Source organism: Microbulbifer mixtoriginis (SeqCode) (assembly GCF_052468275.1).
The window spans coordinates 463,280-486,041 of sequence record NZ_CP174341.1 but is presented as its reverse complement, the minus strand read 5'-3'; the positions used below and the strand labels follow the sequence as shown (position 1 = coordinate 486,041).

The window sequence follows — 22,762 nt, the reverse complement described above, 5'->3', positions numbered from 1 at the left end:
CTCTTATTTCTCTTTGAATAATCTTGTACTGAAAACTTCTGCGGAATATGGAGGTTTAAAATGGCTGAGGGAAATGGCTGTAGAAAAAGGTATCGCTTCTCCACCAGTGCATCATAAAAAAGGGGAGGTAAAAACCTCCCCGAAGCAACGGTATCCCGTGAGTGAAACTGAATTAAGGGTTATAGAACTCCCCGTTTTTACGCAGGTAGAACCAGTAGTTAACCACCAGGCAAACCGCGTAGAAGATGGCAATGCCTGCCAGGGCGTATTCCGGGGTAGTGGCTTTGATCTGCTCGCCGAAGACCTTGGGAATATAGAAGGCACCGTAGGCGGCAACTGCTGAGGTCCATCCCAATACCGGACCCGCCTGCTCTTTCGGGAACACCATGGCGATGGTGCGGAAGGTAGAGCCATTGCCGATACCGGTAGCGGCGAACAGCACCAGGAACAGCAGGAAGAAGGGCAGGAAGAACTCTTCCGGCGTGGCTGAGCCGTAGGCGGCTTTCATGTAATAGGCCACACCCAGGGCACTAGCCACCATGATTGCGGCACAGATTTGGGTAACCAGGGCTCCGCCGATACGGTCGGAGATCCAACCACCCACCGGGCGAATCAGGGCGCCGATAAACGGACCCATCCAGGCGTACATCAGGGCGCTGGGGCCATTGTTGTTGATGGTATCGTGAGTCATAACCCCGTCCACCATCACGTGGCTGTACCCGAAGATCACTTTGATAGCCAGGGGGAAGGCTGCCGCGAAACCGATAAAGCTGCCGAAGGTCATGGTGTAAATCACACTCATTACCCAGGTGTGCTTGTTGTTGAAGATACGGTATTGGCGTTGCAGGCTAGTTCTGATCTCACCGGGCAGCAGTTTCAAACCGAACACGGTGGCAGTGATTACCAGCACCAGCACGATTTCCTTGGGCACGCCCCAGCCTGAACCATTGGCCGCTTCGGGAAGCAGCAGCCACAGGCCTGTGATTGCGGTGAAGAGGCCGATTCCCAACATCATGGTCATCTTCATCATCGCGCCGATAGAGCTGCCCACATCTGGGGTGACTTCGTCGGTGCGCAGGTTGTTCATGCCGAACCAACCCACAAAGGCCAGCGGAATCAGGAACAGCAACCATACAAAACCGGCATTTTGAATCCACGCTTCAGAACCGGCCGGTATCTTGCCTATCAGTGAGCCAGAGCTGCTCACCAGAATCATGGGGTCGCCGCCAGCAGCGCCGAAGGCACCGAAGGTCATAAATAGCGGTACCAGGATCTGCATAGTGGTAACACCGAAGTTACCCAGGCCTGCATTCAGGCCAAGCGCCAACCCCTGCTTTTCCTTGGGGAAAAAGAAGCTGATATTGGACATGGAAGAGGCGAAGTTACCACCGCCGATACCAGACAGCAGCGCCAGCAATTGGAATACCCACAGTGGAGTCTCCTTGCTCTGCAGGGCGATGCCGGTGCCGAGTGCGGGGATCATCAACAGGGCTGTGGTAAATACAATGGTGTTGCGCCCACCGAACAATCGAATAAAGAAACTACTGGGTATTCGAAGGGTAGCGCCGGTGAGGCCGGCGATGGCCATTAGGGTAAACAGATCGGCTTTGGCAATGGGGAAGCCAAGGTTGAGCATTTGAACGGTAATAATGCCCCAGTAGAGCCACACGGCGAAGCCGCACAGCAAACTGGGAATGGATATCCACAAATTCCGGTTTGCGATTTTCTTGCCCTTGGACTGCCAGAATTTGCTGTCCTCCGGGGCCCACTCGTAGATGTCAGACACGGCGGCCACTCCTCCTCGAAATGATTCGTACAGCCACTATGGGCCGGGGTTTGAGCCTACTCAATTACCAACAGGAAGTAACCCTTTTGCCCTGGAGTAATAGCTACCTCTTAGGGGGTAAGTGCCGAGGTGGGACGCTATGGTAAAGTCACTGTACAGATTTAAACCAATTTTCAAATTGAAGCGGGGCTCTCTATGATTTCTTCTGCTACGGTAATGATGGTCGATGACCACCCGCTATTTCGCAAAGGCCTTAAACAATTATTTGCAATGGAGCCCGGCCTGGAGCTGGTGGCCGAGGCCAGTAGTGGAGAGGAAGCGTTGGTGCTGGCCAAGCAACACGAGCCGGACCTTATTCTGCTGGACCTGAATATGCGCGGTATGGATGGGCTGGACACACTGCGCGCAATGCGCGCTGCAGATGTCTCCTCGCGTATCGTGATACTCACCGTTTCTGATAATAATGCCGACGTGGTGTCTTGTATCCGCGCCGGTGCCGATGGCTACCTGCTCAAGGATATGGAGCCCGAGGATATTCTTGAACAAGTTATTCTGGCTACTCATGGCAAGCTTGCAATCAGCCAGCGTCTCACAGAAATTCTCGCCTCGGCACTGCGCAAACCGGATAACTCGGGAGCGGATATCCTCTCCTCTCTCACAAGCCGTGAATACCAGATACTGCAATTAATCGCCGATGGCCTGAGCAACAAATTAATTGCTCGCGAATTAGATATTAGTGATGCAACAGTGAAGGTGCACGTTAAACACTTATTAAAGAAATTGGGGATGCGTTCCCGTGTGGAAGCCGCTGTGTGGATGGTCAATCAAAGGCGCCCTGATTTCCAGGATCGAAACCACTGATCAATCTGCCCTCACCGCAAAGGACTGAAGTAAGAGAAATTCTCTATGCCCACTATCGACTGCTGTAGCCAACCGGGTCTGATGCCCATAGAAAGTGCCCGCGAAAAACTTCTCGAAGCACTGAGTCCAATCAGTGGCACTGAGACTTTGCCCCTGGCACAAGCCGCCGGTCGAGTATTGGCTGAGGATGTTTTCTCCACCGTTAACCTACCGCCCTGCGACAACTCCGCGATGGACGGTTACGCCCTGCGCTTTGAAGACTTGGCCAGCGGCTTGCCGTTAGAGCTGATCGGCAAATCTTTTGCCGGTGCACCTTTTGACGGTGTGGTGAACCCGGGCACTTGCGTGCGCATTATGACGGGAGCTGCAGTACCCGTCGGTGCGGATACGATTGTGATGCAGGAAAATGTCGATGCCCAGGAAGAGTCGATACATATAAACAGTGAAGTTCGCGCTGGAGATCATATTCGCCGCTGCGGTGAAGATGTGGCCGAAGGAGCTAGCCTGCTTAAGGCTGGAGAGCGCATCAGCGTTCCCCATATTGCCCTGCTCGCCGCTGCCGGTGTTGGCACAGTGGCAGTAGTGCGCAAACCAGTCATTGCCCTTTTCTCTACTGGCGATGAACTGCGTCAGCCCGGCGAAGCCCTAGGTGAAGGCGATATCTACGATAGTAACCGCATCGCTCTATTGGCTGCTCTCAATAAGTTGGATCTGGAAATTTTGGACTTGGGTATTTTGCCCGATAACAAACAGGCCATCACCAATGCCTTGCAACGTGCTTCCCAAGAGGCCGATGCCATTATTACTTCCGGTGGTGTCTCCGTTGGCGAAGCGGATTACACCCGCGAAGTGCTGGAAGAATTGGGAGAGATCGGCTTCTGGAAAGTGGCGATGAAGCCAGGTAAACCTTTCGCTTTTGGTTTCCTACAGGGAACCCCTTTCTTTGGCCTACCCGGCAATCCGGTTTCCGCTTTGGTTACTTTTTACCAACTGGCCGTGCCGGCCCTGAGTGTGATGAAAGGCGATCAGTGGACTGGCCCGCAGACCTTACAGGCAAAACTGTTAAAACCCCTAAAGAAAAAGCCCGGCCGTACCGATTTCCAGCGGGGAGTTTACCGCAGCGATGAAAGTGGGGCATTGGTGGTGGAGCCGGTTGGCACCCAAGGGAGCCATATTCTTTCCGGTCTGGCTGTTGCTAACTGCTTTATCGTTTTAGCGCGGGATAGCGGCAGTGTAGAAGCTGGGGAGCAAGTGGTGATTGAGCCTTTGGGGGTGCCGTTGGGGTAGGGCTGCTAATAGACTTTTTTGGCTGGCCTGAGCCGATATATGTCTATCTAAGAAAATTTGTCTGAAGCTGATGTAATCAGAGGGGATTAGCTTTGCCCTTTGGGCTCGCTGCTCTACGGCAGCTTTGCTGCCTCCGAGTCGAACCTGAGTTTGAACAAAGCCTGGGAGTGAGCCATATATAAGAAAGCCCGCATAAGAGAGCGGTGTGCGTGAGGATTAGCTGTGCCCTTTGGGCTCGCTGCTCTGCGGCAGCTTTGCTGCCTCCGAGTCGAACCTGAGTTCGAACGAAGCCTGGGAGTGAGCCATATACAAGAAAGCCCGCATAAGCGGGTGGTGTGCGTGAGGATTAGCTGCGCCCTTTGGGCTCGCTGCTCTACGGCAGCTTTGCTGCCTCCGAGTCGAACCTGAGTTCGAACAAAGCCTGGGAGTGAGCCATATACAAAGAAGCCCGCATAAGCGGGGAGTGTGCGAGAGGATGAGCTTCGCCCTTTGGGCTCGCTGCTCTGCGGCAGCTTCGCTGCCTCCGAGTCGAACCTGAGTTCGAACAAAACCTGGGAGTGAGCCATATACAAAGAAGCCCGCATAAGCGGGCTTCTTTGTATATGGCCCGCCCGAGAGGATTCGAACCTCTGACCTTCGCCTCCGGAGGGCGACGCTCTATCCAGCTGAGCTACGGGCGGTTTTGGCTATCTGTGCCAATGGGAGGCGGATTATACAGAAGGGTGGGGGCGGGTGAAAGGACTTATGGCGCTTCTACACAGGCTTTGGCAGGGGGCGGCACAGTGCTTATAATGCGCGGCGTGGAAGTTTGCGGCAGTAAATCGATAGTCTACGGGCCAACTCACTTCGGCCCTTTGGGGGAATAGCATGAAGAGCATTTTGGGTATTGTGGCGGCACTGGCCGTCAGTGCGGCTGCGGCAGTGGCCCAGTCTGTTGATCAGGACATTGAGCAGCGTATCGCTCCGGCGGGTGAGACCTGTATGAAGGGCGAGGAGTGTGCGGCGGCAGTAGCGGCTGCTCCGGAAGCTGCCAGTGGTGGTGCCCGCAGTGGTGAAGATATCTACAATAAGAGCTGTACTACCTGTCACGCGGCCGGTATAGCGGGCGCGCCTAAGTTTGGTGATACCGCTGCCTGGGCACCGCGTATTGCCAAGGGCATGGACACTCTTTACACCAATGCCATCAATGGTATTAATGCCATGCCGCCTAAGGGCCTGTGTATGGATTGTAGCGATGACGAAGTGAAGGCTGCGGTTGATTATATGGTGGATAACAGTAAGTAAGCTGTTTAGTCGCTATAGATAAGGCCGCATTTTAAGCGGCCTTTTTTATTTCTCTCCTAAGCAAAACCTACCTTCCTCTAATCGGCTTTTTTCTTTCGGTCATTTCCAGCTAACACCTGGACCTTCAAATAAGCTTATCGAATGTCGTATAAAGCCAAATGATATAACTTGTCTTAAATGACTATAAGAAAATTCAGTGTCAGATAAGCTGCAATAGTAACTGTAATAAGCCGTAATTAGGCATTTAATCCCTACTCACGTAATAACTCTGTATTATCCGCGCCTGCCTGTAAGTTAGATGTATACAACAACTCAAGGAAATTACGCATGAAGCTGGGGAAACTCTTCTCTTTTGCTGCTCTATCGTTTGTATTGGCCGCTTGTAGTGGTGGAGGAGGTGGGGGAGGAGGTAATTCAGACACTAAGACTGAAGTCTCCGACACGACACCTGATGCATTCTCCTTTGTAGATGTTGTTAATGCTAAAAGAAATACGCTTGTTGTTTCAGAAGCGATCGTTGTTGAGGGTATTAATAGCGAAACTTCAATTGAAATAGAGGGCGGGGAGTATTCAATTAATAATGGAGGGTTTACGGCCGCGGCAGGAAAAATCTCCAATGAAGATGAATTTCGGGTTCGTATTTTATCATCGTCTGATTTGAGCGCAGAGGCGTCCGCAGAGCTAACAATAGGTGGTGTCAGTGATAGTTTTGAGGTCACTACCCGAGCGGATGAGGTTGCTCCAAGTGCAGAAATTGAATTTCCAAAATTACAAGATACATGGGTATATGAGCCATTATTAATAATTCGTGGAACTGCTACAGATAATCGGGGTGTTGAGGCTGTATATGTAAATGGAGTACTTGCGGAAACATCTGATGACTTTCAAAATTGGCAGCTACCAGTATCTATTACAGGAAAAAATACAGAATTTTCAGTGATAGTAGTTGATGTTGATGGAAATGAAACAGAGTTGGACTCTTTAGTTGTTAATGCACATCAGGGGAATTCTCAGCGAGCATTCCGTGCCTTATCTATTGATGTAAACGGTGGCATTTTATTTGCAGGGCCAAGGCTTACCAAAATAGATGACACTAAATTTGAATTTGAATTGTACCCCAACTTGGAATTGACCGTTAGTCATCTGGTATTTGATCCGGAGAGAAATAAATTATATGGAATGGCTGGCGATAATTTAGTTGAGTTATCTCACCAGACTGGAGAGGTATTACAGCAATTTTATGCAGGAAGCTCCTATACTTCTGCTCTTGATATTGATCCTATATCAGGGAAGCTTTATTGGGCAGATGGTCGTATCCAATCCTTTGATCCGAGTACAGGAGTTTTTGAAACTGTATCTAATTTTGATAAGGGTGCTGGCCCTGAGTTAAATCCTGATGCATTGATTGTAGTAAATAATCAGTTAATTTACGCAATTTCTGGTTCTGACCTAATTCAAGTAAATAAGGATACAGGTGATCGTACGCTGCTTTCTAACTTGTATGAGTCTGATGAAAAGATTACAGAGGTCATATCTGTTGACTCTCATTCCAGAGAATCAAAATTATATCTATTAGCCAAGTCTGAATTGACCCCTAAGGGGGCTGAGAATTTATATAGCTTTGATTTGGCTAAACAAAAGATCGAAAAAATTTTTGACCAGATGATAGAGGAAGATGTTTTTGCAGATTTCCTAACTTCTGGTTTGCAAATTGATCATAAAAATGATTTGGCATATATACTGTCTTACAGTTCTGGCCACTTATATAGTATTAATCTAAAAGAAAAATCACTTAAACAAGTATCCTCTGGCTATCGTGGTCAAGGTCCAGCATTAGCAGGTAATGCTGAGAAAACTATCAGATACGATACTTTTTTAAATCGCCTAATTGTTCACGACTCTTCGATATGGTCTGATTTTGGTGGAAAATTGTTATCAATTAATATTGATAGTGGAGACCGAGAAATTTTATCCGGACCAAATACTGGATCTGGCCCGGAGTTTTCTGATTTAAGAGATGTAACTATTACAAGTGGTGGCCGAATTTTTGTGGCTGACTATGGCGATGATTCGTTCAAAGAAGTTGATGCTACAACTGGGGATAGAAAAGTTTTTATTAGTTCTGACGTTGGGTGTTGCAATGTAATTAAATTATCAAATGCGATTGATGTTGATCCTGAAGGCGTAACGGCTGTTGTTATTAATGATATGGATTATTTGCTTAAAGTTGATGTTAATACGGGCACAAAATCTATTTTATCTAGTAGTTTTTTGGGCGCTGGCTCTGGTCCTGATTGGAATGGGCTGCGTGACATTGAAACAAATTTTGATGCAGGGGTTGTTTATGCATTAGGACATCAAACTGGAGCAATTACCACTTTATATGAGGTTGATTTAAATACTGGGGATAGAAAAATTTTAGCCAGTGAGGATCAGTGGTCAAATGTTCCGCATATCCAGCATATTTTCCTCAGCGAAGACAAAGAGCGGCTGTTATTTATTCCGAGAGATAAGTACACAGGGTATTTTGAATATAACCTGAAAACTAGTCAGTTAGTAAAGAAGCCATATGCAGGAACAAATGTATCAATTTTGATATCAGGTTTTGCTGAATATGGAGATCGCTTGTTTGGGATAACGAATGTTCCAAATAGTGTGGTGGAAATTGATCAGAAAACGGGCTCCATGGTGATTATTTCCCAATAGTGCTTTTAGTCATTGAAGTTGAGGCTGCATTTGCAGCCTCAATCAAACATACTCAACAAAGACCCCAAAGTTTCCTCTCCCTTCGCCTGATTCTGCTCCGGCGTCGCCTTACCAAATCCTTCCAGCAACACATCTTCTTCCGGCAATTCGTCAATAAAGCGGCTGGGTGTGGTGTCCTGGGTTTCGCCGAACTGTTTGCGCTTGCCCGCTAGGGTCATGGTGAGGGTGCGTTGGGCGCGGGTAATGCCTACGTAGGTGAGGCGGCGCTCCTCTTCGATATTGTCGTCTTCAATACTGTTGCGGTGGGGAAGTAAGTTCTCTTCCATACCGATCATAAACACGTGGGGGAATTCCAGGCCCTTGGCGGCGTGCAGGGTCATAAGGCTGACCTTATCGGTGGCTTCCTCTTCTTCCTGGCGCTCCAGCATATCCCGCAGGATCAGTTTGGAGATGGCCTGTTCCAGACGGATATCCTGCTCCAGCTCATCGTCCGTGCCCTCCATAATCTTGTTGAGGCTCTCCAGAAGCCAGAACACATTCTCCATGCGCTTTTCGGCCACTTTCTCGCTACTGGCGTTTTGCGAGAGCCAGCCGGCGTAGTCGATATCCTCCAGCATCTCGCGCAGGGCACCATTGGTGGTGGTATCGCGACAGTTGCGCTGCACCCCTTCGAGCCACACGGCAAAGCGATTCAGGCGCTCGTAGCCCTGCTCGTTAATATGCTCCTTAAAGCCGAATTCCGAGCAGGCTTTGAACATAGAGATCTCGCGGCCCTTGGCGTAGTTGCCCAGGGCTTCCAGGCTGCTGGTGCCTATTTGGCGACGCGGGGTATTGATAATGCGCAGGAATGCGTTGTCATCATCCGGATTCACCAACAGGCGCAGGTAGGCCATCACATCCTTGATTTCAGCGCGGGCGAAGAAGGAAGTACCGCCGGACATCTGGTAGGGAACCTGATGTTCCTGCAGTTTCATTTCAATCAGGCGCGCTTGGTGGTTGCCGCGATAGAGCACGGCAAAATCCATAAACTTGCAGCCGCGACGGCTCTTCTGCAGAAATATCTCGTTGGCGACCCGCTCCGCTTCCTCATTTTCATTGGCCACTTTGAGCACGCGGATCTCCTCACCCAGGCCGCGATCGGACCACAATGCTTTGTCGAATTCGTGGGGGTTGTGGGCGATCAGGTGGTTGGCCACTTTCAGTATGCGGCTGGTGGAGCGGTAGTTCTGCTCCAGTTTGATCAGGCGAAGGTTGGGGAAGTCGGTCTTCAGCGCACTCATATTTTCCGGGCGCGCGCCGCGCCAGGCGTAGATAGACTGGTCATCGTCTCCCACCACTGTGAGGCCGCCGCGCCCGCCCACCAGCAGCTTCACCAGCAGGTACTGGGAGTTGTTGGTGTCCTGATATTCGTCCACCAGCAGGTAGCGAATCTTCTTGCGCCAGCGTTGCAGCAACTCTGGATCTTTGTCGAACAACTGTACCGGCAGCAGGATCAGGTCGTCGAAGTCGACGGCATTGTAGGCCTTGAGGGCTTCACAGTAGCGATCGTAGGCAACCGCGATGGCCTGCTCACCGGGGCTCTGTGCCTGCTCTAGGGCACTGCGCGGGGTGAGCATATCGTTCTTCCAATTGGAGATCTGGTTCTGTACCCGATCCAAGAGGTCTGTATCCAGGTCGCCATCCCTGAGCATCAGCTCCTTGATCAGGGCGCGGGCGTCTTCCGCATCGAAGATGGAGAAGCCGGGCTTGAAGCCGGCGGCGCGGTATTCCTTACGCAGGATATTCAGCCCAAGGTTGTGAAAGGTGGATACGGTGAGACCGTGACTCGCCTTGGAGCGCTTGCCATCCGGGCCCGCCAGCAGTTTGCTGACCCGCTCTTTCATCTCCCGTGCCGCCTTGTTGGTGAAGGTGAGGGCGGCGATATTGCGCGCGGCGTAGCCACACTGCTCGATCAGGTAGGCGATCTTGCGGGTGATTACGCTGGTTTTGCCGGAGCCGGCACCGGCCAGCACCAGGCAGGGGCCATCGACATACTTCACGGCTTCGGATTGGCGGGGATTGAGCTGGGTCATAGATGGGGCTGCATCTTCGCGTCGCGGAAAAGCGGGAGATTCTAGCAGTCTTGGCTCGAATCATCCCAGTACCAGTGCGAACCACCGGCCACACGTATACTTTGCCCTTGGGATTGGCTATAACTGCGCCTTACTCCCTGCTTGTGTAACCCCATGCAACAACCCATCGCCGGCTACCACCTGGATGAAGAGGATCACTGGGTGGCGGAGCTCGCCTGTGGCCACTTTCAACATGTACGCCACAATCCTCCCTGGACCAACCGGCCCTGGGTGATCACTGAACAAGGGCGCGAGTCCATGCTGGGATTCCAGCTCAATTGCAAGAAATGCGATGAGGGTGCACCGCCCGATACGCTCGAAGAGGTTGTAGAGCCATGACAAAACTCTGGGTCGATGCTGACGCCTGCCCGGTAGCCATCAAGGAAATCCTGTTTCGCGCCGCTGAGCGCACAGCCACAGAACTGACGTTGGTGGCCAACCAAGCGGTACGGGTGCCGCCGTCGCGCTATATCCGCTCCGTGCAAGTGACAGCCGGTTTTGATGTGGCGGATAACGAGATAGTGCAGCGCTGCGAGGCAGGGGACCTGATTATTACTAGCGATATCCCACTGGCAGCAGAGGTGATCGACAAGGGTGCTGAAGCCCTTAATCCCCGTGGGGAGCGCTATACCAAAGCCAATATCCGCGCGCGTCTGAATATGCGGGACTTTATGGATACCCTGCGCTCCAGCGGCGTACATACCGGCGGACCACCGGCCCTTAGTCAGGCAGACCGCAAAGCTTTTGCCGATCAGTTAGATCGATGGCTGGCAAAGAGTTGCAAGTAATTTTAAGGGGAATTGCCATGGAAAATTTGAGGCTGAAGCCAATGGAAGAGTGGCAACTCCCAACATTGATGTCTTGGCTACCTGATAGGGAGCAGTGCCAACAGTGGGGTGGTCCTGATTTCAGGTTTCCGTTCGAGGGGAGGTCCTTCTTGGAGGATTGCCGTTGGCCGGAGTTACCCAGCTACGCACTTCAGGACAGCAGCGGTGATGTGCTGGCTTTTGGGCAGTATTACCAACACCTGGGCCGCTGCCACCTAAGTCGCTTAATTGTCACTCCTAAACATCGCGGAGCCGGATTAGGGCGTGCGCTGGTAGTACAGCTTGCACAAACAGGAGCCAGAGCCCTGGATGCAATCGAGTGCTCTTTATTTGTCCTGCGTACTAATCTAGCGGCACGGACTCTCTACCAGAAATTGGGTTTTGAGGAAGCGGCTTATCCAGGGCAGCGAAAATGGCTGGAACAGTGCGATTTTATGGTTGCACCTTCTAAAGGTTTTCAGCAGAAGCAAAATATTGAATAGCGAATATTCCATGCCTGAATTAATACAACCCATGACCGAACGCTTGCAGCTGCGCCAGTGGCGAGATGAAGATAAGCCTATATTTGCCGAAATGAATGCCGACCCAAGGGTGATGGAGTTCTTCCCCTCATTGCTGACGCGACAGCAGAGTGACGCCGGTGTGGATCGCAGTATTACGCATATTGAGAAGTACGGCTGGGGCTTTTGGGCCTTGGAGCTGAGAGAGACCGAAGAGTTTCTCGGATTTGTCGGCATGAAAAATGTGACTGAAGATTTGCCTTTCGCACCGGCGGTAGAGATTGGCTGGCGCTTGGCCTTCCCTTATTGGGGAAAAGGTTATGCCAGTGAAGCCGCAAAAGCATCTTTGGATGTAGCTTTTAATACTCTTAGCCTGAGTGAAGTTGTTTCTTTTACGCCGCTTCAGAATCTTCGCTCCCAGCGGGTGATGGAGCGGCTGGGCATGCGGCGGGATTCTCTTGTCTTTGAACATCCGCAGGTTCCAACCGAAAGCCCTTTGTTAAAACATTGTTTATATCGTATCAATGCTGATGAATGGTCTAGAGGGCATTCAATCAAATAATTTGTCAACTCTGGGGGCTCTTTTGCTGAAAAAGGGGCCCCTGATTAGTTTCGTATTCATTTGCGGCCTCAAGGTCCTCCCTGCGAAGCCGCGCCTTATCGAGAACCATTCTGAAAGCCAGGGGCATCATGAATATTGAGTGATTCCCTGGTAAATTTTCCCACAATCAGATGTTTCTTAGGGTGTGTATGTTCTGCTGGAAAGAAATACATACACCTATAGAACGGTTTGCATTTCTTTTAGTCCATTTGATGCTGTATGAAGGCAGAAAAAGTTCGCCAAATTTAAGTTAATCATTTTTTAGTTGACTGGACTTTCATTACTTCAAAATGGTCTTAAGGGTATAGGTGTTACCAGGAATTTTCTCAGCGCGTAGCTACTCAGACAATGGCCAGATTGATTCAGCCTGATTCAAAGCGATTAGTCCTTCGCCAATGGCGAGAAGAGGATCGTGGTGATTTTGCTCATTTAAATGCAGATACTCGGGTTATGCGGTTCTTTCCCTGCACTCTGAACCGAACTAAAAGTAATAAACTACTAAATACCCTTAAGGAACATATCGATGAATACGGGTGGGGGTACTGGGCGGTGGAATTGAAAGAGAATGGACAATTTATTGGTTTCGCTGGTATTAAACATGCTTCGGCTGAGTTGCCTTTCTCTCCAAGTGTGGTACTTGGTTGCCGCTTCATTAGGGATTTTTGGGGGCGGGGGTATGCCAGTGAAGCGGCCAAGGCTGTCTTTGCAGTAGCATTCGAACAATTAAATCTTACTGAGGTAGTGGGGTGTACCGCATTACAAAATCTTCCTTCACAAAGAATGATGCATGGCCTGGGTATGAGTCGTGACGCCTCAATCTTTGACCATCCACTGGTACCGAAAAACAGCCCCCTGCGGCCTCACTGTTTGTATCGGCTCTCGTTTGATACCTGGTGGGAGCAGATAGGCGGAAAATCCTATTAAGTGGTTTAAATTAAAATTATAGATAGTCTTTAAGCTATTCAATGGAACCTATTTAATGGACTTGCGTCATAAACAGCAATCTCAATAAACATAAGAAACAAAAGCAAATGGAGGTGTTTTATGATGAATCTGTTTCGATTAAAGGCAATAAAAGTTGTCCTTATAAATATTCTGCTGTTAATCAGTTTGCCAATGGCTCATGCGGAGTTCATAAAAAATACGAGTAAACGTCCGGATACCTCAACCCTTTATTGGTCTCTAGAATTTCCTGCCCACAGCGAGTCTCACGGCTTGTTACTGATCGCTCAGGGCTCAGGTTGTCTTCCTGCCATTAAGAATAAGACAGTACAACAAGTTAAGAAGATTGCCCCAAAATTTGCCGTGCTATTGGTAGAGAAATACGGGGTTACCCATGCGGATGGGCCCAATGACCAATTTAAAGATTGCTCACAGGCTTATGTGACGAACCATACCGTTGAGCAGCGCACCCGGGATGTTGTGCAAATTGTTGATGAGTTAAAAGGTTCTGACTGGTGGAATGGCAAGCTGGTACTCTTTGGTGGCTCAGAGGGCGGTGATGTTGTTGCCCGTTTGGCCCCCAAATTAAATCCAGATGCGGCTGTAGTTTTCTCTAGTGGGCTTGGGCAATCTTTTGCAGAGGTACTTAAGTCCTTGGTTCCTCCTCACGTAGCGACAGAAGTCGATGCCAAACTCGCTTACGCACGGACGAATCCTGAAAGTGTAGAAGTCTGGGGGGGGAATTCTATGCGCTGGTGGGCGGATGTTGTCGATCGGGTACCAGTCAATGACTTATTAGATAGCCATGTCCCTGTCTTATTGATTCAGGGTACAGAAGATAAGTCCTCTCCTGTCAGCTCCGGCCGTGCAGCGCGTGATGCTTATACAAGCGCGGGGCGATGTGAATTATCTTATTGGGAGTATCCCGGTTACGATCACTATATGACAGATACCGATGGTGTGAATCACCGAAGAGAGGTTTTTGAACGAGTTGCTAGATGGATAGAAAATACCTTACTTAATGGAGCACCCAGATGTATATCCGGTGTAAAGAAAATAGAGAGCAATTGATGAATATAAGAACCAAACTAGCCGCGATAGTAATGACAGTTTACGCCAGTACCACGATGGCAGAAAATTTCTCAGTATTGCCGCAACTGGAAAACTACAAAGTGCCAGAATCCTGGCGCCAGCCAGTAGCGCCTCTTAAAATAGCAGATAATACCTGGCAAATAGGTACAGAGGGAATTACCTCACTGTTATTAAAAGGCAAAGAGGGATCGATTCTAATTGATGGTGGCATGGAGCAGACGGCTGAACATTTATTGGAGAATATGCGGAGATTGGGAGTCGCCCCCACGGATCTCAAATTAATCTTACATAGTCAGGCCCATGCAGACCACGTAGGTTCCTTAGCCGAGCTAAAACGCGTTACTGGTGCCCAGATAGTAACCAATGCCGAGTCGGCAGTGCTGATGGCTCGCGGTGGTGCCAATGATATTCACTTTGCCGACGAACTTTTATATCCCCCAGTAAAGACAGACCGTATTCTGCATGATGGCGAGCAAGTGGTTCTGGGAAATTTGCGTTTACGTGTACATTTTATCCCAGGTCATACACCGGGCAGTATGGCCTGGACCTGGGAAGATGCAGTTGATGGTAAAGCTACAGATATCGCTTATGTGGATAGCCTTACAGCGCCGGGTTATCAACTGATTGATAATAGCCGCTACCCCAATATCGTTGAGGACTTCCGCACAAGCTTCGCCCGTGTGCGCGATTTACCTTGTGATTTACTCATTACGCCTCACCCGGCTGCAAGTGGGTGGGTATTCCAGGATACTATTACCAGAAAAGTAAGAGTGGGCTGTAAAGGATATTCCGATGCAGCTTCGGAAAAATTTGAACAACAACTACGTAAATAGTTAGAAGTAATGCTTTTTTTGTTGTAAATAATATGAGTTATTTAAAATAAATTAATTCGAATTGTTCTCATATGAATAGAGTTAGCAGTTAATAATGTTTAAAGCAAAATCATTTGAAGGTGTTTCAGTAAATTTTATTGGTCGTTTTTTATATGGGGTGTTTTTAATTATTTTTTCTCAGAAAGCTTTTTGTGAAACTACATATGCCGTGGTGGGAGGTAAATGGTTTGATGGGACGGATTTTAAGGAAGCTACTTGGTTTGTTGACGAGAATGGCTCTTTGACTAAGACCAAACCACAAAAAGTTGATTATACCTTTGATGCCAGTGGAAAGTATGTAGTGCCGCCTTATGCTGAAGGACATAATCACAATCTACAAAACCCTTGGGGTATCAAGAATTTTGGGCCTCTGCAGATCAAATCTGGAGTTTTTTATAGCGTGCAGATGTGCAGCTTTGGTGAGAAAATTAAGGCGCAGTTCAGTAGTATAGATACCATGGATGTTTTGTATGCGTCAGATTGCATGACTGCTTCGGATGGTCACCCGATTGCTTTTTATTTTAAGGATCGATCAAACCCCACTGAGAAAGAGATTCAGGATGGTAGAAGTAGCTTGCTAATCGTTGACAGTTTGTCAGATCTTGACCGAGTTTGGCCTGGAATTATAAAAAAATCGCCAAGATTTCTCAAAATTGTTCTCGTTGGCAGTGAGAATTTCGAAGAGCGCCACGGAGATAAGAAGTATCTTGGCGTTAATGGCCTAAATCCGAAATTGGTGCCGATTATTGTCGAGCGTGCTCACCAATCTGGAATTCCAGTGGTAGCCCATGTAGATACAGCCCACGATGCTATGGTAGCGATAAAAGCCGGTGTCGATGTTTTGGGTCATTTGCCCGGATATAGAATTGCCAGAAACGAAGGCTTCGATATTCAGGACTATGTTTTGAGCGATACTGCTATAGCTTTAGCTGCTGAGCAGGGTACAAAGTTGATTGCAACAGCTAGTGTGCCCACTGGACACAAATACTCAGAAGGTGAATTGAGTGAGATACAGAAGATTCAGAGAGATAATCTTACCCGTTTACGTAATGCTGGCGTATCTTTATTAATGGGGAGTGATAATTTTTCCGGTACGGTACTTCGTGAAATGCGCTACTTGGACTCTCTAGATATTACACCGAGAGAAGTATTACTTAAATCCTTGACCATGGATACTCCGAAGTGGATGTTTCCGGAGCGAAATTTAGGCACCTTTGCTGAAGGTGCTGAGGGTAGCTTCTTAGTGTTGGAGGGCAATCCTCTAGAGGATTTAGGTTTTCTCGATAAGATTTACATTGGCGTGAAGCAGGGGAAAATGTTAGTCAATGATTTCAATTAATGATAGGTAATAAATTTTATTCGGGTGTAATATTTTTGGGGTTCTAGATTTGTTAAAAAATACCCAGCTTGATTGCCAAGCTGGGGTATGTTTTCTCCATTTTAATATGCCCTTTTTTTTAATTTGCTTCTAACAAGCGATGTACCTTTGGTACAAGATAGAAATACATTAGTGGGACCAGAATGGCGGTCATTATTAAAGCCTTTAAACCAATTGCAATTTGCAATTCCAGTGCCTGTATCCCCAGAAGTAATAGAGTAACAATGGGATAAACCAATGCCCATATGCACAGGGCGTGTACTATCGGTCCCTTCATTTTTTCAGTTCCTCCATAAATTTGGAAATTGTCTTAAAATACCCAGGCAAAATTTTCTGTAAAAATTTTTTTCCATTCTTAGTGAGTGTTATACATTTTGCTCGGCCATCACTGGAATCTGCTTCCATAGCGATAAGCTCATCTTCCACCATACTTTTCAAGGTTCGTGTCATTACCGGCCGAGAAACATCAATTCGTTCTGCAATTTCTGAAGCTAGTAAGCTGTCTCTTTGTGGCTCCCGGTCGATAACAATCATTACTAGGAAACGCAGCTGGGAGGTTCCGTGCTCAGTAAAATAGCTCTCCAGCTCTCGTAAAAGTAGGCTTGCATCCCGCATCATGGTAAGTGCGCCCTGAACGGCTGTGGGATCTTTTACTGAAAAACGTTTGGCATATCCCTCAATCATTTGTTGCGAGGGAAGATCTTTGAGGAAAAACATTAGGCCAGTCTCTTGAGCTTATTGATCTCCACCGGCTCTTTTAGCCACTCTTGATAGGCTTCGAATATCGGAGCGATATAGGGCATGGTGTAATGCTTTTCTAAGTCTTCCTGGCTGCGCCACTCCTCGTATAAAAATAGGCATTCCCCATCCTGGTGCACTGCGAACTGCAGGCAGCCCTCCTCTTCGAGAGTATTTGGCACTATGGATAAGATGGCCTGTTTGGCTTGCGCAAAGAATTCTGTCTTGGGGAAAATTCTGGCAATAATGAATAGGTGATTATTCATAAGGTTAACTCAGCAGCGTATAATATAGTTACCATGATAACTATAGTTTTTGACCTGTCAAATATCAGTGCAATATACAGCTGATGGCGCTGTAGCAATGAGAATTCACTCTGGCGGTATATTCGAGATTTAGAGGGCGTAAAGAGCTTTTAATGTGTATGAACGCTTGCCTGGCGTCTGTCTAGATTCCGGTAAGCCAACGCTTCGGCAATTTGTGCTGTACCAATTCTTTCCTGTTTGGCTAGGTCCGCCAGCGTGCGGGCGACTTTAAGCACTCGATGATAGCTGCGTGCGGAAAGCCCAAGTTTTTCTACTGACTGTCGCAGTAGCAGTTTTTCGGTTTCACCTAGGGCGCAGTGATTTTCCAGCGGCGTCCCTTTTAACAAGCTATTGATCGTCCCCTGTCGCTGTAACTGCTGTTGGCGGGCATTACAGACTCGCTCACGCACACTCTCAGATGACTCACCGGGAGGAGAATCCTGTAACTGTATTGCGCTCATTGCGCCAACTTCCACCTGCATATCAATACGGTCCAACAGCGGTCCGGAAAGCTTGTTGCGGTAGCGGTCTATCTGGTCCGGTGTACAGCGGCAACGAGTTTCTCCCAAATAACCACAGGGGCAGGGATTCATCGCGGCCACTAATTGGAAGTGGGCGGGGAAGGTGACTTGCGCTCTGGCGCGGGAAATACGCACCTCGCCATTCTCCAGCGGTTCACGCAATATCTCTAGGGCATGGCGGGGAAACTCCGGCATTTCATCCAGAAATAAGACCCCGCGGTGGGCCAGGGAAATCTCCCCTGGGCGCGGTGTGCTACCGCCGCCCACCAGCGCGGTTGAGGAGGCGCTGTGGTGGGGGGCGCGGAAGGGCCTGTGACTCTGGTGGGGTAATCCAGCGCTGGAGTACACAGCCGCCACCTCTATAGATTCACCGCTGGTTAAAGGCGGCAATATACCGGGCAAACGGCTGGCTAACATGGTCTTGCCTGTACCCGGTGGACCATAGAACAAAAGGTTGTGGCCTCCTGCTGCAGCGACTTCCAGCGCCCGTCTCGCCTTGAGCTGGCCACGAACATCAGCGAGGTCTGCAGTGTGAGTAATTACTCGCTCTAATTGCTGCTCGGCGCGAGGTAATTTTTCCCGGCCATGCAGTTCTGCACACACTTCAAGAAGCGAGTTGGCGTTAGCGATTTCGCTGCCAGCCAGGGCGGCTTCGCTGCCGTTTTCTTTCGGCACTATTAACAGGCGTTGAGCGGCAGCACTGGCGATGGCCGCGGGGAGTGCGCCGCTGACCTGGCGTATTCCGCCGGTAAGGGCGAGCTCTCCGATAAATTCATAGCTTTCCAGGGGCTCACTAGGCACTTGGCCGGAGGCGGCGAGTATGCCTATAGCGATGGCGAGATCGTATCGCCCGCCGTCTTTGGGTAGGTCCGCGGGGGCCAAATTAACGGTGATACGCCGCTGAGGGAATTCAAAGTGGCTGTTAATTAGGGCACTGCGTACCCGGTCGCGGCTCTCGCGCACGGCAGCTTCAGGCAGGCCGACGATATGAAAGGCGGGGAGCCCGTTGGCCAGGTGGGTCTCAACGGTGACCAATGGGGCGTTAACACCCAACTGAGCACGGGTGTAGCTAACTGACAGGCTCACATTTTCATCCTTGATGCGGCGGCTTGTGGAAGAACTAATCCTCGGGTTTGTGTTCTCTCTGTGCGAGAGCCTGCTCCAGTATTTCCACCTTGTCTTCCAGGCGAGCCAATTTTTCTCTGGTGCGCCTCAGTATCTCCACTTGAGTATCGAACTCGCGCTGGGAGACCAGCGGCAATTTATCCAGTGAAACCTCCAGCGCACTGCGCAGGTCATTGGTAACTACTGTGCCTTGCTGTTGCAGTTCTTTTAAGAGTTGTTGCAGTTTGTCCGCAGCCACGGGCAACTCCTTGCTGTCAAAATCTTATTTAATGGCACCAGATTGTAACCCACAGCCTATAGCCACAAAAGCTGACTCTTTGTGCACTATTCTGATCACTGCCTCTGCAAGATTCCCCACTTCTGTGCACGCGATGACAAACAGTTCCATCTTGGTGCGTGAGACTTTGCGGGCTCATTGTTCGTATTTATTCCGGTTGTCTGCTTTCCCGTTAACTTATTGATTTTATTGGATATTGCTGTCCTGGCATCAAGTCTGCAATGAAAAGGCAGGTGTGCCATTTACGATCACTGGGAGTCTGGGAAAGTAGCGGTTTACAAGACGCAAGAGACCCTCTGTCATACCCGACAGTGCAGGACCGATTGCAGGCGGCGCCATTACAGCTCTTGAAATACAGCCTATAGAAATTTAGGAGAAATAAGGTGGAAGTTAAAAAGCATAAAATTGCCACTATTTTCGCTGGCGCTTTACTGGCGTTGGGCACTGCCAATCTAACAAATGCTGAAGAAAATACCTCTTCCAGCAGCTCTCAGGAAGAGGGCATCAGTTTCAGCGCCAACCTGGGTATGGTTTCAGATTATCGCTTCCGAGGCATTTCCCAAAAGGATAGAAATCCCGCAATTCAGGGTGGTCTGGATCTGGATTTTGGCAATGGCTTTTACGTGGGTACCTGGGCTTCGCAGGTGGATTTTGCTTATGGGTTTGATGAAACCGATTACGAGCAGGATTTTTACGGTGGTTTCTCTTCGGATATCAATGACTCCATTAGTTACGACGTCGGCTATATCTATTACGCCTATCACGGTAGTGATCAGGATGAAGATTACTGGGAAATTTACGGCAACCTCAGCATTAAAGATTTGACCCTCGGACTTGCTTATTCACCTGAATATTGGGCGCAGAGCGACGAATTTTATTACACCTTTGCGGAGTACAGTTTCTCACTGCCAGCAGATCTGAGCCTGGATTTGCATGTTGGTTACAACATTTTTATGGAGCGTAGTGAGTTCCTTTATGAGGACGATGATTATATCGATTATTCCGTAACGCTCAGCAGAGACTTCGGTGGTTTGAACCTGAGTGCGGCTTACGTTGGTACCGATGTCAGTAAAGAGGAATGTTGGGATACCGATTGGTGTGAGCCGACCCTGGTAGTTGGTGCTACTTATACTTGGTAATCAATTCGCCCGCGATATTTCGCGGGCATTTTTTTGGGGGGAATTCATGAAATTAATCACCGCAATTATCAAGCCTTTTAAGTTGGATGCCGTGCGCGATGCCCTCAGAGAAGTGGGTGTTAATGGCGTGACTGTTACTGAGGTAAAAGGGTTTGGTCGGCAAAAGGGCCATACCGAATTGTATCGGGGCGCTGAGTATGTCGTGGATTTTTTGCCGAAAACCATGCTGCAGATTGCCGTAGAGGATTCTGAGTTAGACAAAGTTTTGGAGGCACTGGGCTCCAGTGCTCACAGCGGAAAAATCGGTGATGGAAAAATATTTGTTGCCAACCTGGAGCAGGTAGTGCGCATACGCACCGGCGAAACCGGCAGAGACGCGATCTAACTCGATAGCAACAAACATAATTTTAAAAATATACAGACTTGAACGGAGAGAAACATGGAAAACCAGATATTTCAGTTGCAGTATGCAATTGATACTTTTTATTTCCTGATGTGCGGTGCCCTGGTGATGTGGATGGCTGCGGGTTTTGCCATGCTGGAAGCTGGCCTAGTGCGCTCAAAGAACACTACAGAAATCCTCACCAAAAATGTTGCGCTGTTTGCAATAGCCTGCATTATGTATCTGCTCACTGGATACACCATTATGTATGATGGCAACTGGATGCTATCTGGTATTGAGGCATTTAGCCTCGACACTGTACTGGCCGATTCCTCCAGTAATGGATTTGAAGGCGATTCCGTTTATTCGAGTGCTTCTGACTTTTTCTTCCAGGTCGTATTTGTCGCCACCGCTATGTCCATCGTTTCTGGTGCCGTGGCCGAGCGTATGAAGCTGTGGAGCTTCCTTGCTTTCGCGGTGGTATTGACTGGATTTATTTACCCACTGGAAGGTTCCTGGACCTGGGGTAGCCAGGATGTCTTTGGTCTATTTAGCCTGGGTGACCTCGGTTTCTCCGATTTTGCCGGCTCCGGTATCGTACATATGGCCGGCGCCGCCGCCGCTTTGGCTGGCGTGCTGTTGCTGGGCGCACGTAAAGGTAAATACGGACCCAATGGCCAGGTTTATGCGATTCCCGGTGCCAATTTGCCGCTGGCCACACTCGGTACCTTTATCCTTTGGATGGGCTGGTTCGGCTTCAATGGTGGTTCCGTATTAAAACTGGGCGATGCCGCCAGTGCGCATTCTGTAGCTATGGTATTTGTTAATACCAATGCCGCTGCAGCCGGTGGTGCTATCGCCGCACTGATTACCGCCCGCTTGCTGTTCGGCAAGGCCGATCTCACGATGCTGCTCAATGGCGCGCTGGCGGGCTTGGTGGCAATTACTGCCGAGCCCTCTACTCCTACTGCTCTGCAGGCCACTGTGTTCGGTATGTTTGCCGGTGTTCTGGTGGTCTTCTCCATCATTACTCTGGATAAACTCAGAATTGATGATCCGGTAGGTGCTATTTCCGTGCACGGTGTAGTTGGTCTGCTCGGCCTGTTGCTGGTCCCCCTTACCAATGAGGAATCCACACTTGTGGGCCAGTTGGTTGGAGCACTAACCATCTTTATCTGGGTCTTTGTAAGCTCCCTGGCGGTTTGGTACCTGCTCAAGCTGGCAACCGGTATCCGTGTCAGTGAGGATGAAGAGATGGAGGGTGTTGACTTGGCCGAGTGTGGAATGGAAGCTTACCCAGAATTTATGAGCAAATAGTCGCTCGGTAGTGGCGTCGCCTTAATATTGGGGTGACCGTCGCATTGAGGTTCCCGCAAAGAAGATAAACCAGGGGAAAACACAAGATGAAATTAATAACGGCCGTAGTGAAGCCCTTCAAGCTGGATGATGTGCGCACTGCCCTTTCTGAGGTCGGTGTCCAGGGAATGACGGTAACAGAGGTGAAAGGCTTTGGCCGCCAGAAGGGCCACACCGAACTCTACCGTGGTGCGGAGTATGTGGTGGACTTTCTGCCCAAGGTTAAACTGGAGCTGGCCGTCGATGACAGCATGGTGGATGCGGCTGTAGAAGCTATCACCAAAGCGGCGCAGACCGGAAAAATCGGTGATGGAAAAATCTTTATCACCGCGCTGGAGGAAGTGATCCGAATCCGTACTGGGGAAACTGGTAGCGAAGCGGTGTAATGTTTGCCGATTAATCAGGGTACTTCTATTAATAATGCCCAGTATGTTTAAGGCCCCGTAAGGGGCTTTTGCTTTTCTTTATCCCCTAAAAATGATCCCTGATCGTCTCCTACTAGAAGGTTTCTCCCTACCTGTCACTTAAATCTCCATAACAAACTGCAATATCTCCTCGATTTTTTCCCAACAAAAAACTCTACGGGCTCCGGTGCCTGCAGCTGGCAGCGTAGATTGTAAGTGCCTATATATTAATCGCCGCTTTTGATGCGGTGGGCGATTGCTACTCCGG

At 49.2% G+C, this 22,762-nt stretch carries 23 protein-coding genes and 1 tRNA gene; 16 read left to right on the top strand and 8 right to left on the bottom strand.

Annotated features, from left to right (window positions below; all coding sequences use genetic code 11):
- Window positions 1-172: 172 nt before the first annotated feature.
- Window positions 173-1,786 carry an MFS transporter gene (locus ACJJIC_RS02110; RefSeq protein WP_445356345.1) on the bottom strand — a complete coding sequence of 538 codons (1,614 nt, stop codon included), beginning with the start codon at window positions 1,784-1,786 and terminating at the stop codon, window positions 173-175.
- Window positions 1,787-1,981: 195 nt separating this feature from the next.
- Here ACJJIC_RS02110 and narL point away from each other — a divergent pair, with 195 nt between their 5' ends.
- Window positions 1,982-2,647: a two-component system response regulator NarL gene (gene narL, locus ACJJIC_RS02105; protein WP_252084129.1), complete on the top strand. Its 666-nt coding sequence runs from the start codon at window positions 1,982-1,984 to the stop codon at window positions 2,645-2,647.
- A gap of 45 nt (window positions 2,648-2,692) precedes the next feature.
- Window positions 2,693-3,934 (top strand): molybdopterin molybdotransferase MoeA, encoded by a 1,242-nt coding sequence (gene moeA / locus ACJJIC_RS02100; RefSeq protein WP_445356344.1) that lies wholly within the window; start codon window positions 2,693-2,695, stop codon window positions 3,932-3,934.
- 603 nt (window positions 3,935-4,537) lie between these two features.
- Here the strand turns inward: moeA and ACJJIC_RS02095 are convergent.
- Window positions 4,538-4,614, bottom strand: a tRNA-Arg gene (locus ACJJIC_RS02095).
- A 187-nt stretch (window positions 4,615-4,801) separates the two neighbouring features.
- Here ACJJIC_RS02095 and ACJJIC_RS02090 point away from each other — a divergent pair.
- Complete coding sequence (locus tag ACJJIC_RS02090) at window positions 4,802-5,218, top strand: c-type cytochrome (protein ID WP_445356343.1); 417 nt, start codon at window positions 4,802-4,804, stop codon at window positions 5,216-5,218.
- Window positions 5,219-5,545: 327 nt separating this feature from the next.
- Window positions 5,546-7,924, top strand: coding sequence for an NHL repeat-containing protein (locus tag ACJJIC_RS02085; protein ID WP_445357862.1), 2,379 nt, complete (start codon window positions 5,546-5,548; stop codon window positions 7,922-7,924).
- A gap of 38 nt (window positions 7,925-7,962) precedes the next feature.
- On the opposite strand, the gene rep is transcribed toward ACJJIC_RS02085, so the two are convergent.
- Window positions 7,963-9,996, bottom strand: a complete 2,034-nt coding sequence (rep, locus tag ACJJIC_RS02080; protein ID WP_445357861.1) for a DNA helicase Rep — start codon at window positions 9,994-9,996, stop codon at window positions 7,963-7,965.
- Window positions 9,997-10,149: 153 nt separating this feature from the next.
- On the opposite strand from rep, the gene ACJJIC_RS02075 reads away from it, so the two are divergent.
- The 8 genes from ACJJIC_RS02075 (at window position 10,150) to ACJJIC_RS02040 (ending at window position 16,208) form a co-directional block, all read left to right on the top strand.
- Window positions 10,150-10,374, top strand: coding sequence for a DUF3565 domain-containing protein (locus ACJJIC_RS02075; RefSeq protein ID WP_445357860.1), 225 nt, complete (start codon window positions 10,150-10,152; stop codon window positions 10,372-10,374).
- Window positions 10,371-10,823 carry a YaiI/YqxD family protein gene (locus tag ACJJIC_RS02070; protein ID WP_445357859.1) on the top strand — a complete coding sequence of 151 codons (453 nt, stop codon included), beginning with the start codon at window positions 10,371-10,373 and terminating at the stop codon, window positions 10,821-10,823. The genes ACJJIC_RS02075 and ACJJIC_RS02070 overlap by 4 nt, the downstream gene beginning before the upstream one ends.
- Window positions 10,824-10,840: 17 nt before the next feature.
- Window positions 10,841-11,344, top strand: coding sequence for a GNAT family N-acetyltransferase (locus ACJJIC_RS02065; RefSeq protein ID WP_444908477.1), 504 nt, complete (start codon window positions 10,841-10,843; stop codon window positions 11,342-11,344).
- Between the two features lie 10 nt (window positions 11,345-11,354).
- Complete coding sequence (locus tag ACJJIC_RS02060; protein ID WP_444908478.1) at window positions 11,355-11,924, top strand: GNAT family N-acetyltransferase; 570 nt, start codon at window positions 11,355-11,357, stop codon at window positions 11,922-11,924.
- Between the two features lie 387 nt (window positions 11,925-12,311).
- Window positions 12,312-12,887 (top strand): GNAT family N-acetyltransferase, encoded by a 576-nt coding sequence (locus ACJJIC_RS02055; protein ID WP_445357858.1) that lies wholly within the window; start codon window positions 12,312-12,314, stop codon window positions 12,885-12,887.
- Window positions 12,888-13,007: 120 nt separating this feature from the next.
- Window positions 13,008-13,976: an alpha/beta hydrolase family protein gene (locus ACJJIC_RS02050; protein WP_445357857.1), complete on the top strand. Its 969-nt coding sequence runs from the start codon at window positions 13,008-13,010 to the stop codon at window positions 13,974-13,976.
- Window positions 13,977-13,981: 5 nt separating this feature from the next.
- Window positions 13,982-14,830, top strand: coding sequence for a subclass B3 metallo-beta-lactamase (gene bla, locus ACJJIC_RS02045; RefSeq protein ID WP_445357873.1), 849 nt, complete (start codon window positions 13,982-13,984; stop codon window positions 14,828-14,830).
- Between the two features lie 94 nt (window positions 14,831-14,924).
- Window positions 14,925-16,208, top strand: coding sequence for an amidohydrolase family protein (locus ACJJIC_RS02040; RefSeq protein WP_445357856.1), 1,284 nt, complete (start codon window positions 14,925-14,927; stop codon window positions 16,206-16,208).
- A 118-nt stretch (window positions 16,209-16,326) separates the two neighbouring features.
- On the opposite strand, the gene ACJJIC_RS20965 is transcribed toward ACJJIC_RS02040, so the two are convergent.
- The 5 genes from ACJJIC_RS20965 to ACJJIC_RS02020 all read right to left on the bottom strand — a co-directional run bounded on the left by ACJJIC_RS20965 (window position 16,327) and on the right by ACJJIC_RS02020 (window position 19,174).
- Window positions 16,327-16,524, bottom strand: a complete 198-nt coding sequence (locus ACJJIC_RS20965; RefSeq protein ID WP_507011916.1) for a putative antibiotic biosynthesis monooxygenase — start codon at window positions 16,522-16,524, stop codon at window positions 16,327-16,329.
- Entirely contained in the window at window positions 16,521-16,964 is a 444-nt protein-coding gene (locus ACJJIC_RS02035) for a MarR family winged helix-turn-helix transcriptional regulator (RefSeq protein ID WP_444887762.1), read from the bottom strand. The genes ACJJIC_RS20965 and ACJJIC_RS02035 overlap by 4 nt, the downstream gene beginning before the upstream one ends.
- The gene (locus ACJJIC_RS02030) at window positions 16,964-17,251 is read right to left on the bottom strand and encodes a putative quinol monooxygenase (protein WP_444887763.1); all 288 of its coding nucleotides are present in this window, start codon (window positions 17,249-17,251) and stop codon (window positions 16,964-16,966) included. Before ACJJIC_RS02030 ends, ACJJIC_RS02035 begins: the two co-directional genes overlap by 1 nt.
- A gap of 149 nt (window positions 17,252-17,400) precedes the next feature.
- Complete coding sequence (locus ACJJIC_RS02025; RefSeq protein WP_445357855.1) at window positions 17,401-18,897, bottom strand: YifB family Mg chelatase-like AAA ATPase; 1,497 nt, start codon at window positions 18,895-18,897, stop codon at window positions 17,401-17,403.
- Between the two features lie 34 nt (window positions 18,898-18,931).
- Window positions 18,932-19,174 (bottom strand): accessory factor UbiK family protein, encoded by a 243-nt coding sequence (locus ACJJIC_RS02020; protein ID WP_252084143.1) that lies wholly within the window; start codon window positions 19,172-19,174, stop codon window positions 18,932-18,934.
- A 422-nt stretch (window positions 19,175-19,596) separates the two neighbouring features.
- Between ACJJIC_RS02020 and ACJJIC_RS02015 the strand changes: the two genes are divergently transcribed.
- From ACJJIC_RS02015 to ACJJIC_RS02000, 4 genes are all read left to right on the top strand, one after another.
- Window positions 19,597-20,352, top strand: coding sequence for a TorF family putative porin (locus ACJJIC_RS02015; RefSeq protein WP_444908484.1), 756 nt, complete (start codon window positions 19,597-19,599; stop codon window positions 20,350-20,352).
- A gap of 46 nt (window positions 20,353-20,398) precedes the next feature.
- Entirely contained in the window at window positions 20,399-20,737 is a 339-nt protein-coding gene (locus ACJJIC_RS02010) for a P-II family nitrogen regulator (protein ID WP_252084145.1), read from the top strand.
- Between the two features lie 54 nt (window positions 20,738-20,791).
- Window positions 20,792-22,051, top strand: coding sequence for an ammonium transporter AmtB (gene amtB / locus ACJJIC_RS02005; RefSeq protein WP_445357854.1), 1,260 nt, complete (start codon window positions 20,792-20,794; stop codon window positions 22,049-22,051).
- An 86-nt stretch (window positions 22,052-22,137) separates the two neighbouring features.
- The gene (locus ACJJIC_RS02000; RefSeq protein WP_152450594.1) at window positions 22,138-22,476 is read left to right on the top strand and encodes a P-II family nitrogen regulator; all 339 of its coding nucleotides are present in this window, start codon (window positions 22,138-22,140) and stop codon (window positions 22,474-22,476) included.
- The last annotated feature ends 286 nt before the right edge of the window (window positions 22,477-22,762 follow it).

Bases quoted from the DNA above. Each gene is read 5' to 3' on its own strand.
- narL (WP_252084129.1), top strand. From the start codon at position 1,982: ATGATTTCTTCTGCTACGGTAATGATGGTCGATGACCACCCGCTATTT.
- moeA (WP_445356344.1), top strand. From the start codon at position 2,693: ATGCCCACTATCGACTGCTGTAGCCAACCGGGTCTGATGCCCATAGAA.
- ACJJIC_RS02090 (WP_445356343.1), top strand. From the start codon at position 4,802: ATGAAGAGCATTTTGGGTATTGTGGCGGCACTGGCCGTCAGTGCGGCT.
- ACJJIC_RS02085 (WP_445357862.1), top strand. From the start codon at position 5,546: ATGAAGCTGGGGAAACTCTTCTCTTTTGCTGCTCTATCGTTTGTATTG.
- rep (WP_445357861.1), bottom strand. From the start codon at position 9,996: ATGACCCAGCTCAATCCCCGCCAATCCGAAGCCGTGAAGTATGTCGAT.
- ACJJIC_RS02075 (WP_445357860.1), top strand. From the start codon at position 10,150: ATGCAACAACCCATCGCCGGCTACCACCTGGATGAAGAGGATCACTGG.
- ACJJIC_RS02070 (WP_445357859.1), top strand. From the start codon at position 10,371: ATGACAAAACTCTGGGTCGATGCTGACGCCTGCCCGGTAGCCATCAAG.
- ACJJIC_RS02065 (WP_444908477.1), top strand. From the start codon at position 10,841: ATGGAAAATTTGAGGCTGAAGCCAATGGAAGAGTGGCAACTCCCAACA.
- ACJJIC_RS02060 (WP_444908478.1), top strand. From the start codon at position 11,355: ATGCCTGAATTAATACAACCCATGACCGAACGCTTGCAGCTGCGCCAG.
- ACJJIC_RS02055 (WP_445357858.1), top strand. From the start codon at position 12,312: ATGGCCAGATTGATTCAGCCTGATTCAAAGCGATTAGTCCTTCGCCAA.
- ACJJIC_RS02050 (WP_445357857.1), top strand. From the start codon at position 13,008: ATGATGAATCTGTTTCGATTAAAGGCAATAAAAGTTGTCCTTATAAAT.
- ACJJIC_RS02040 (WP_445357856.1), top strand. From the start codon at position 14,925: ATGTTTAAAGCAAAATCATTTGAAGGTGTTTCAGTAAATTTTATTGGT.
- ACJJIC_RS20965 (WP_507011916.1), bottom strand. From the start codon at position 16,524: ATGAAGGGACCGATAGTACACGCCCTGTGCATATGGGCATTGGTTTAT.
- ACJJIC_RS02035 (WP_444887762.1), bottom strand. From the start codon at position 16,964: ATGTTTTTCCTCAAAGATCTTCCCTCGCAACAAATGATTGAGGGATAT.
- ACJJIC_RS02030 (WP_444887763.1), bottom strand. From the start codon at position 17,251: ATGAATAATCACCTATTCATTATTGCCAGAATTTTCCCCAAGACAGAA.
- ACJJIC_RS02010 (WP_252084145.1), top strand. From the start codon at position 20,399: ATGAAATTAATCACCGCAATTATCAAGCCTTTTAAGTTGGATGCCGTG.
- amtB (WP_445357854.1), top strand. From the start codon at position 20,792: ATGGAAAACCAGATATTTCAGTTGCAGTATGCAATTGATACTTTTTAT.
- ACJJIC_RS02000 (WP_152450594.1), top strand. From the start codon at position 22,138: ATGAAATTAATAACGGCCGTAGTGAAGCCCTTCAAGCTGGATGATGTG.